Below are 10,050 nucleotides of genomic sequence, written 5' to 3'. Positions count from 1 at the left end.
TCCGCTTCGAATTCCCCGAGCGGCCGGGCGCGCTGATGAAGTTCCTGTCGTCGATGGCGCCGGACTGGAACATCAGCCTGTTCCACTACCGCAACCAGGGCGCGGACTACAGCTCGATCCTCGTCGGGCTGCAGGTGCCGCAGGCCGATCGCGCCGAATTCGAACGCTTCCTCGCGGCACTCGGCTATCCGTATGTCGAAGAGAGCGCCAACCCGGCTTACCGCCTCTTCCTGTCGTAAAGGCGTCACACGATGAACCCCGAACATTCCCCGCTCGGCAAGGCCACCGTCTACGCGGCGCAGTACGACGCGTCGCTGCTGTTCCCGATCCCGCGCGCCGGCGCGCGCGAGCAGCTGGGCATCACGTCGGCGCTGCCGTTCTTCGGCACCGACATCTGGAACGCGTACGAGCTGTCGTGGCTCAACGCGCGCGGCAAGCCGCAGGTCGCGGTCGCGACGTTCTACGTGCCGGCCGAATCGCCGAACATCGTCGAATCGAAGTCGTTCAAGCTGTATCTCGGCTCGTTCGCGCAGTCGAAATTCGACTCGATCGACGCGGTGCGCGACGTGCTGAAGCGCGACGTATCGGCCGCGTGCGGCGCGACCGTGTCGGTGCAGCTGGTGTCGGCGCACGATTTCGGCAAGCTCGAGATGGACGAGCTCGACGGGCTGTCGCTCGACCGCCTCGACCTCGACACCGACATCTACGAACCCGATCCGTCGCTGCTGTCGGCCGCCGAGGACGAAGCGCCGGTCGAGGAGACGCTCGTGTCCGACCTGCTGCGCTCGAACTGCCCGGTCACGGGCCAGCCCGACTGGGGCAGCGTGCAGATCCACTACGTCGGGCCGCAGATCGACCACGCGGGCCTGCTGCGCTACATCATCTCGTTCCGCAATCACACGGGCTTTCACGAGCAGTGCGTCGAGCGGATCTTCCTCGACATCATGCACGCGTGCAAACCGGTGAAGCTCGCGGTGTACGCGCGCTATACGCGGCGCGGCGGGCTCGACATCAACCCGTTCCGCACCAACTACAACCAGCCGATGCCGGACAACGCGCGCACGGCGCGGCAGTAAGGACGGCCCGCGGCGGGCGCCAGACGAGACAGCCCGGTCGGCTTCCACCGACCGGGCTGTTTACCGTGCGCGGAAAAGCGCGGCCGCGTTACTTCGCCGGCGCCTTGTACGCGATGCAGTCGACCTCGACCTTGCAGTCGATGACCATGCTCGACTGCACGCACGCGCGTGCCGGCGGATGCTCGCCGAAGTACGACACGAACACCTTGTTGAACGACGCGAAATCGCGCGCGTCGTCGAGCCACACGCCGCAGCGCACGACGTGCTCGAGGCCGTAGCCGGCTTCCTTCAGGATCGCGATCACGTTCTCGATCGTCTGCTTCGACTGCGTGACGATGCCGCCCTCGACGACCTCGCCGTTCACCATCGGCGTCTGGCCGGACACATACAGCCAGCCGTCGGCCTCGACCGCACGCGCGAACGGCATCACCTGGCCGCCGGTCCCCTTCGCTTCGCCCACGCCATATCGCTTCATCGTTTCACTCCTCACATCTCGGTTGCGGATGCGCGCGCCGGCAGCGGCACGCGCGGAAGATCGGAACGGCCGCCGCGCTCAGAACGCGGCGTCGGCACTCGCCGCCACGCGCTCGCCGCGCGCGACGAACCCGCCGGCGCGCTCGCCGGTCGGCTGGCCGTTTTCGTAAGTCAGCACGCCGTTCACCCACACGGCATCGATCCCGTGCGCGGGCTGCTGCGGCTTCTCGAACGTCGCGGCGTCGATCACGCGCGCCGGGTCGAACAGCACGAGATCGGCGTGGTAGCCGACATGCACCTCGCCGCGCTTCGCGATCCCGTAGCGGCGCGCGGACAGCGACGTCATCTTGCGGATCGCCTCCTCGAGCGGCAGCAGGTTCGTGTCGCGCACGTAATGGCCGAGCACGCGCGGGAACGCGCCCCACAGCCGCGGATGCGGCAGCGGATCGTTCGGCAGCCCGTCCGAGCCGACCATCGTCGCGGGGTGCGACAGGATCCGGCGCACGTCGTCCTCGGACATGTTGTGGTACACGGCGCCGGCCGGGCGGATGCGCTGCGCGGCTTCCTGCTCGGTCACGCCCCAGTCGGCCGCGATCGCCTTGAGCAGCTTGCCCGCGACTTCCGGGTGCGGCTCCGACCACGTGATCGTGATGTCGATGTCGCCCGTCACCTGCTTCAGGTCGAGCGTCGACGAGCTGCGGCTGTACGGATAGCAGTCGCAGCCGACCGGCTGGTAGCGGCGCGCGCCCTCGAGCGACGCGAGCACTTCGGTGCTGCGCCCCCAGTTCGACGGGCCCGCGCACTTCAGGTGCGAGATCACGACCGGCACCTGCGCATGGCTGCCGACGCGATACGCCTCGTCCATCGCGTCGAGGATCGCGTCGAATTCGGTGCGCATGTGCGTCGTATACAGCGCGCCGGCCTTCGCGAGCGGCTCGGCGAGCGCCATCACTTCCTCGGCCGGCGCCGCGAACGCGGAACCGTACGCGAGGCCCGACGACAGGCCGAGCGCGCCGTTCGCGAGCGCCTCCTCGAGCTGCGCGCGCATCCCGGCGATCTCGCCGTCGGTCGCCGCGCGGTCGAGACGGTCCATCTGGTTGTTGCGCAGCGCCGTATGACCGACGAGCGCCGCGACGTTCACGGCCGGGCGCGCCTCGTTCACGGCCGCGACGTAGGCGGCGAAGGTCGGGTACCGGAACGCGCCGCGCTCGCCGAGCAGGTTCATCGGGTCGGGCGGATCGCCCGCGAGCGTCACGGGCGACGCGCTGATCCCGCAGTTGCCGACGATCACGGTCGTCACGCCCTGCGAGATCTTCGGGATCATCTCCGGCGCGCGGATCACGTGCGTGTCGTCGTGCGTGTGCACGTCGACGAAGCCCGGCGCGAGCGCGCGGCCGTTCGCCTCCACGACGTTCTCGGCCAGCCAGTTCGACAGGTTGCCGATCGCGGCGATCAGGCCGTTGCGGATCGCGACGTCGCGCGTGACGGGCGGCGCGCCGGTGCCGTCGTACAGTTGCGCGCCGACGATCAGCGTATCGGCGGCTTCGGGATGCGAATGCATGGTCAGTCTCCTACCGGTTGACGGTCTCCGCCGCCGCGGTGCGCATCGAGCGCGTGCTTGATGCGGCGCAGCGATTCCCGGCCCGCATCGCCGAGCCGCAATGCGACGCCGGTAACGAGCACGTCGATCGCCATCATCATCGCGTAGCGCGACGTCGAAGGCTTGTAGATGAAATCGGTTTCGAATGCGACGACCGGGATCAGGTGGTCGGCGAGCTTCGCGAGCGGCGACGCCGGCGCGGTGATCGCGATCAGCTTCGCGCCGTAGCGCTTCGCGAGCCGGCAGCTCTCGAGCAGCTCGGGCACGCGCCCGCTCACCGACAGCGCGACGACCACGGTGTCGCGCGACAGCGTCGCGGCCACCATTCGCTGCAGCACGCTGTCCTGGTAGCTCGCGACCGGCCGGCCGAAGCGCACGAGCCGGAAGCGCAGCTCGTCGGCGAGCGCGGTCGAGCCGCCGCCCTGCCCGTACACGTAGGTCATCTTCGCGCCGGCGAGCAGGTCGGCCGCCGCATCGAACGACGTGTTGCGCAGCAGCTGGTGGTTGTGCGCGAGCGCCACGCGAATCTCGTCGTAGACCATCGACGCGGGGCTCGCGTCGTCGGCCGGCGCGTCGCCGGACGGCACCAGGAAGCGCTGGCCGACGGCCGCCGCCTGTGCGACGAGCACCTTCAGTTCGCGCACGTCGCGGCAGCCGACGGCCTTCGCGAAACGCGTGACCGTCGCGACGCTGACCTCCGCGTCGCGCGCGAGCGCGCCGATGCTCGCATGCGCGGCGCGCGCCAGATCGGCGAGGATGAACGCGGCGACCTTGCGCTCGGCTTCGCGCAGTTCGGGCGCGCATTCGGCGATCCGCGCGACGATGTCGAGGACCGGCGGGGCGGCCGGAGCCGGACGAAGCTCGGCCGCGAGCGGAGCGGACGGGGAGGCGGGCGTATTCATCTGCGGATAAGGGTGCGAAGCTCGATGTTACTAAATAACATCACCGCGCAGATGCTACTTTCTGTACCATCTGCGTGTCAACTTCAGTGCAATGCATAGTGATGATGGAGCGGGATGACATGAAAGTTACAAACTATCAGGAACCGACAATCAATCCATTGGGCAAGGGTCTCGGCAACGTGCCGAGCGCGAGCGTGCCGCTCGACGACGCAGGCCGCCTCGAGTGGAACCTGCTCGCGGAAGACGTCAGCCTGCCGGCCGCCGTGCTTTACGAGGATCGCGTCGAACACAACCTGAACTGGATGCAGGCGTTCGTCCGGAAATACGGCGTCAAGTTCGCGCCGCACGGCAAGACGACGATGGCGCCGCAACTGTTCCGCCGCCAGCTCGACGCCGGCGCGTGGGGCATCACGCTCGCGACCGCGCACCAGACCCAGGCCGCGTATCACGGCGGCGTGCGACGCGTGCTGCTCGCGAACCAGCTGGTCGGCCGCCAGAACATGACGATCATCGCCGGGCTGCTGTCGGATCCCGATTTCGAATTCTTCTGTCTCGTCGACTCCGCGGAAAGCGTCGACCAGCTCGGCCGCTTCTTCGGCGACGCGAAGAAACCGCTGAACGTGCTGATCGAGCTCGGCGTGCCGGGCGGCCGCGCGGGCGTGCGCGATGCCGCGCAGCGCGAGGCCGTGCTGGCCGCGATCGCGCGCTATCCGGACACGCTGAAGCTGGCCGGCATCGAACTCTATGAAGGCGTGCTGAAAGAGGAAGGCGAGATCCGCACGTTCCTGCAGGAAGCCGTCGCGCTCACGCGCGTGCTCGCCGAGGCAGGCCGCTTCGCGCGCACGCCGGCGATCCTGTCCGGCGCCGGCTCGGCGTGGTACGACGTGGTCGCGGAAGAATTCAGGAAGGCGTCGGATGCGGGCTTCGCGGAAGTCGTGCTGCGACCGGGCTGCTACCTGACGCACGACGTCGGCATCTACAAGAAGGCGCAGACCGACGTGTTCGCGCGCAACCCGATCGCGCGCTCGATGGGCGAGGGGCTGCTGCCGGCATTGCAGCTGTGGGCGTACGTGCAGTCGGTGCCGGAGGCCGATCGGGCGATCGTCGCGCTCGGCAAGCGCGACGCGGCGTTCGACGCGGGCCTGCCCGAGCCGGCGCGCCACTTCCGTCCGGGCCGCGACACCGCGCCGCGCGACGTCGCGGCGACCGAAGGCTGGGCCGTGACCGGGATGATGGACCAGCACGCGTACCTGCAGATCCCGCCGGGCGCGGACGTGAAGGTCGGCGACATGATCGCGTTCGACATCTCGCACCCGTGCCTGACGTTCGACAAGTGGCGCCAGGTGCTCGTGCTCGATCCGCAGTTCCGCGTGACGGAAGTCGTCGAAACATTCTTCTGACGTCCATTGCGCGCACCGCCCCGCCGCTCGCGCGGGGCGGCCGTCACGCGCGCTTCAATCCGCCGGAGTACACTGCGCTTTCGTCCTCGGGGCCCTTCGCGACCGTCGCGCACGGTGCGAACGGGCCTTCAACGCTGCTTTACGGGAGAAAGCCATGGCCGCGAAGAAGATCCTGTTCCTGACCGGCGATTTCGCCGAAGACTACGAAACGATGGTGCCGTTCCAGGCACTGCAGGCCGTCGGCCACCATGTCGATGCCGTGTGTCCGGGCAAGCGCGCGGGCGACAAGATCAAGACCGCGATCCACGACTTCGAAGGCGACCAGACCTACACCGAGAAGCCCGGCCATCAGTTCACGCTGAATGCCGCGTTCGACGACGTCGATGCGGCGCGCTACGACGCGCTCGCGATCGCGGGCGGCCGCGCGCCCGAATACCTGCGACTCGATCCGAAGGTGATTGCGCTCGTGCGCGCGTTCGCCGAAGCCGGCAAGCCGATCGCCGCGATCTGCCATGCGGCACAGTTGCTGGCGGCCGCCGACGTGATCCGCGGCAAGCGCATTTCGGCGTACCCGGCCTGCGCCCCCGAGGTGAAGCTCGCGGGCGGCGAATACGCGGATATTCCGGTCGACGCGGCCGTGACCGACGCGCCGTTCGTCACCGCGCCTGCGTGGCCCGCGCATCCGGCCTGGCTCGCGCAATTCCTCGCGCTGCTCGGCACGCGCATCGAGCTGTAAGCCCGAAGGGGATCGGGATGACATGAAGCGGCGGCCGGCGGCGCCGGCGTGCCGCCCTGCCCCGCGCGTCAACGCGCGGCCGGCGTCGAGCCGACGTCCGCGATCCGCGCTTCCAGCATCGCGAGCGCACCCGACAGCGCATTGAGCACGTCGTCCGGCAACTGCGCCATCGTCTGTTCGATGAACGCCTTGCGGCGCGGCAGGCACGCGTCGAACGCCGCGCGGCCTTCGTCCGTCAGCGTCACGTTGGTCACGCGGTTGTCGCGCGCATCGGATTCGCGCTCGATCCAGCCGAGCGCATCGAGCGACTTCAACTGGCGCGTGAGCGCGCCCGGATCGATGCGCAGCACTTCGACGAGCTTCTTCTGCGACGAATGCCCGCCCATCGTGTGCAGCGCGACCATGATGCGCCAGCGCGGCATCGGCTGCCCGACGTGCGCTTCGAACGCGGTCATGAACGCGCGATACGTGCGTCCGAATTGCTGCAAGATCGCGACGCGGTCCTGTTCTTCCATGCGCTGATGTCGTTCCGGTAAATCGTTGAATCGTTGAATCGCCCGATCGGTCAATCGGCCGCGACGTGCGGCTCGATCTTGCGCCGCAATGCGATCGGCGGCACGCGGCGGCACTGCCACACCGACACCACGGCCACGACGGCCGCCATCGCGACGCCCAGGTGGATCGCGCCGACCAGCGATTCGCGGGCCGCTTCCAGCAGCAGCGCGCCATTATGCCCGGCGCGCGTGAGCGCCGCGACGAGACCGCCCTGTGCCGCGCGATCGATCAGGATCTGCGGATCGGCGAGCTGCGCATGCCACTGCATCGCGTGATCGGCCGACAGCGCGTCGCGCACGCCGCTCGAATACATCTGGTTGACGAGCGTGCCCGTCAGCGCGGTGCCGAGCATCCCGCCGACCATCCGCAGCGATTGCAGCAGCGCCGTCGCGATCCCGAGGTGCTCGCGTCCGGCTGCCTGCTGCGCGAATACGGTGAGGTTCGGCAGCACGAAACCGAGCCCGATGCCGCCCGCGACCATCAGCGCCATCAGCATCCAGGCCGGCGTCGTGTGCGTCGAGACGACGATGCCCGCGCACGCGATCGCGAACAGCACGAAGCCGACGTGCAGCATCGCGTTCGGATGGCGGATGCGCGTGACGACGCGTCCGTTCATGATGCTGCCGATCGTGATGAACACGACGAGCGGCGTGATCACGAGCCCGGCTTCCTTCGGCGACATCCCGAAACCGCCCTGGAACAGCAGCGGCGCGTAGAACAGCAGCGAGAACATCGAGAAGCCGGCGAGGATCGCGAGCACGAACAGCGCGGACAGCGCGCGGTTGCCGAACATGTCGAACGGCAAAATGGGCTGTGCGCAGCGCTTCTCCCAGTGCCACAGGCCGACGCCGGCCGCGACCGCGACAACGAGCAGCAGCGACGCCCAGCTCGCGACGCCGTACTTCGGCAGCCATTCGACGAACAGCTGCAGCGCGCCGAGCGACAGCGCGATCAGCAGCGCGCCCGGCCAGTCGAGCCGCATCTTGCGATCGTGCACGACGTGGCGCAGGTGCGGCAGGTAGCGCCACACGAAGAACAGCGACAGCAGGCCGACCGGCAGGTTCACGTAGAACACCGAGCGCCAGCCGAACGACTGGGTCAGCACGCCGCCGAGCGACGGGCCGACCGCGTTCGCGATGCCGAACGCGGAGCTCATCAGCACCTGCCAGCGCAGCCGCACGACGGAATCGGGGAACAGGTCGGGGATGCACGCGAACGCGGTACCGACCAGCATCCCGCCGCCGATTCCCTGCAGGCCGCGCGCGAGCACGAGGTACAGCATGTCGTTGGCCATCCCGCACAGCACCGACGCGCCGGTGAACACGACGATCGACACGATCACGAACGGCTTGCGGCCGTAATAGTCGCCGAGCCGGCCGAAGATCGGCACCGTGATCACGGAACTGAGGAGATACGAGGTCGCAACCCACGCGTACAGGTCGAAGCCCCTGAGTTCGGCGACGATGGTCGGCAGCGCGGTGCCGACGACCGTCTGGTCGAGCGCGACCAGCATGGTGACGAACGAGATGCCGATCATCGCCAGCAGCGATTCGCGGAACGGCAGGACTTGCCCGCTCGAATGGTGGGCGGCAGTATGGACGGCCATTTTTTTGTTGATGCAACTTTTGACGAGTCAAACAATCTCAAAATTCTAGCATGCCGGAGTAATCTAGGCTGGCGACGGTTTGGGGCCTGTTCACGCCAAGGAGAGAAATGGAACCGATTTCAATCAACCCCGCGACGACGCTGTCGCCGGAGGATCGGGACGCGCTGGGGCGCGCGAAGCAGGTACTGGAAAGTCCGTCGCTGACGATGAAGCTGACCGGGATGCTCGGCGCGCCGGTCGAGAAAATGATCGCGCGGCTGCCGGATTTCGCGACCGGCAAGATCAACGACGCGACGCAGCTCGCGCTGCGCAAGTGCCTGAACATCGCGCTGCGCACGCTCGGCAAGCCGCCGGCGCCGGACGCCGAGCCCGACAAGCCGAGCAACCTGCTGCACAAGCTCGCGGTCGCGACGACCGGTGCGGCGGGCGGCGCGTTCGGCTTTCTCGCGCTGCCGGTCGAGCTGCCGGTGACGACCACGCTGATCTTCCGCTCGGTATGCGACATCGCGCGCAGCGAAGGCGAGGACCTGACGTCGGTCGATACGCAGCTGCAATGCCTAGCCGTGCTCGGCATGGGCGGCAACCCGGACAAGCAGGAAGAGGACGCCGATCTCGGTTATTTCGTGCTGCGCGGCGCGCTTGCGCAAGCGATCTCGAAGGCGTCGTCGGACATCACGACGAAAGGCATCGCCGCGCACAGCTCGGCGGCCGTGTTCAAGCTCGTGCAGACGGTCGCGTCGCGCTTCTCGGTGCAGGTGACCGAGCAGATGGCCGCGAAGTCGATCCCGGCGATCGGCGCCGTGCTGGGGGCGACCGTCAATACGCTGTTCATCGACCACTTCCAGCAGATGGCACACGGCCATTTCACCGTGCGCCGGCTCGAGCGCAAGTACGGCGCGGCGGCCGTCAAGGCCGCCTATCAGGCGATCGACGCCTCGCCGACGCGCTGAACCGCGCGTTCGACCGCGACGCGGCGCAGGAACGCGGCCGCGCGGTCGAGCGCGTCGCGCGCTTCCGGCATCATCGGCGCGTACAACTGCCACACGTGCGGCATGTCGGGCCACACCTCGATCTCCACCGCCACGCCGGCCGCCTTCGCCTGCTCGGCAACGCGGCGCGAATCGTCGAGCAGCACCTCGGTGCTGCCGACCTGGATATATAGCGGCGGCAGGCCCGTGAAATCCGCGTAGAGCGGCGATGCGTACGGATGCGTTGCCGGCGTGTCGCCGAGGTACAGCTTCGCGGCCTTCGGCAGCGCCGAGCCGGCAAACATCGGATCGGCGCCGTCGTTGGTGCGCAGCGTCGCGCCGGTGGCCGCGAGATCGGTCCACGGCGAGAACAGGATCGCGCCGGCCGGCAACGGTTCGCCGCGATCGCGCAGCGCGACGAGCGTCGCGAGCGCGAGGCCGCCGCCCGCCGAATCGCCGCCGAGCACGATCGACTCGGGCGGCGTGCCGAGCGCCAGCAGTTGCCGGTAGGCCGCGAGCGCATCGTCGAGCGCGGCCGGGAAACGGTTTTCGGGCGCGAGCCGGTAGTCGAGCGAGAACGAGCGCACACCCGCACGCTTCGTCAGGCCGAACACCAGCGGCCGGTGCGTTCTCGTCGAACAGAAGTAATAACCGCCGCCGTGGAAGTACAGCAGCGTGCGGCCGGGCCCGCGCCCCGCGCTCGCGTCGGTGCGCTCGAGCCACTCGCCGCGCA

Annotated in this window: 10 protein-coding genes and 1 pseudogene; 5 read left to right on the top strand and 6 right to left on the bottom strand. The window is 68.5% G+C overall.

Annotation, left to right across the window (positions count from 1 at the left end; translation table 11 throughout):
- Together G3N62_RS32360 and queF are read left to right on the top strand one after the other, a co-directional pair.
- Positions 1–239 (top strand): annotated as a pseudogene (locus tag G3N62_RS32360) (threonine ammonia-lyase, biosynthetic); the annotation flags it as partial.
- Positions 240–251: 12 nt separating this feature from the next.
- Complete coding sequence (gene queF, locus G3N62_RS32355) at positions 252–1,076, top strand: NADPH-dependent 7-cyano-7-deazaguanine reductase QueF (protein WP_049030108.1); 825 nt, start codon at positions 252–254, stop codon at positions 1,074–1,076.
- Positions 1,077–1,164: 88 nt separating this feature from the next.
- Here queF and G3N62_RS32350 read toward each other — a convergent pair whose 3' ends face one another.
- The 3 genes from G3N62_RS32350 to G3N62_RS32340 form a co-directional block, all read right to left on the bottom strand.
- On the bottom strand, positions 1,165–1,551 hold the full coding sequence (locus tag G3N62_RS32350) for a Rid family hydrolase (protein WP_006751946.1): 387 nt from the start codon (positions 1,549–1,551) through the stop codon (positions 1,165–1,167).
- Between the two features lie 78 nt (positions 1,552–1,629).
- Positions 1,630–3,111 (bottom strand): D-aminoacylase, encoded by a 1,482-nt coding sequence (locus G3N62_RS32345; protein WP_124671260.1) that lies wholly within the window; start codon positions 3,109–3,111, stop codon positions 1,630–1,632.
- A gap of 2 nt (positions 3,112–3,113) precedes the next feature.
- A complete protein-coding gene (locus tag G3N62_RS32340) occupies positions 3,114–4,052 on the bottom strand; it encodes a MurR/RpiR family transcriptional regulator (protein ID WP_124671259.1) in 939 nt (312 codons plus the stop codon).
- A 119-nt stretch (positions 4,053–4,171) separates the two neighbouring features.
- Here G3N62_RS32340 and G3N62_RS32335 point away from each other — a divergent pair, with 119 nt between their 5' ends.
- Both G3N62_RS32335 and G3N62_RS32330 read left to right on the top strand, forming a co-directional pair.
- On the top strand, positions 4,172–5,452 hold the full coding sequence (locus G3N62_RS32335) for an amino acid deaminase (protein WP_059557115.1): 1,281 nt from the start codon (positions 4,172–4,174) through the stop codon (positions 5,450–5,452).
- 154 nt (positions 5,453–5,606) lie between these two features.
- Positions 5,607–6,188 carry a DJ-1/PfpI family protein gene (locus tag G3N62_RS32330; RefSeq protein ID WP_034189580.1) on the top strand — a complete coding sequence of 194 codons (582 nt, stop codon included), beginning with the start codon at positions 5,607–5,609 and terminating at the stop codon, positions 6,186–6,188.
- A 68-nt stretch (positions 6,189–6,256) separates the two neighbouring features.
- Here G3N62_RS32330 and G3N62_RS32325 read toward each other — a convergent pair whose 3' ends face one another.
- The gene (locus G3N62_RS32325; protein WP_049030230.1) at positions 6,257–6,703 is read right to left on the bottom strand and encodes a MarR family transcriptional regulator; all 447 of its coding nucleotides are present in this window, start codon (positions 6,701–6,703) and stop codon (positions 6,257–6,259) included.
- Positions 6,704–6,753: 50 nt separating this feature from the next.
- On the bottom strand, positions 6,754–8,349 hold the full coding sequence (locus G3N62_RS32320) for an MDR family MFS transporter (RefSeq protein WP_049030229.1): 1,596 nt from the start codon (positions 8,347–8,349) through the stop codon (positions 6,754–6,756).
- 107 nt (positions 8,350–8,456) lie between these two features.
- On the opposite strand from G3N62_RS32320, the gene G3N62_RS32315 reads away from it, so the two are divergent.
- On the top strand, positions 8,457–9,299 hold the full coding sequence (locus tag G3N62_RS32315) for an EcsC family protein (protein WP_034189583.1): 843 nt from the start codon (positions 8,457–8,459) through the stop codon (positions 9,297–9,299).
- Here G3N62_RS32315 and G3N62_RS32310 read toward each other — a convergent pair.
- Positions 9,269–10,050, bottom strand: a 782-nt coding sequence (locus tag G3N62_RS32310) for an alpha/beta hydrolase (RefSeq protein WP_206141429.1), incomplete at its 5' end; no start/stop codon positions are given. The two genes, G3N62_RS32315 and G3N62_RS32310, sit on opposite strands and share 31 nt — an antisense overlap.

The organism is Burkholderia sp. Tr-20355 (assembly GCF_017104685.1).
In the GTDB taxonomy this organism is placed as follows: Bacteria; Pseudomonadota; Gammaproteobacteria; order Burkholderiales; family Burkholderiaceae; genus Burkholderia; species Burkholderia seminalis.
The sequence above is the reverse complement of the archived record's forward strand: the minus strand, read 5'-3'. Positions and strand labels throughout refer to the sequence as shown.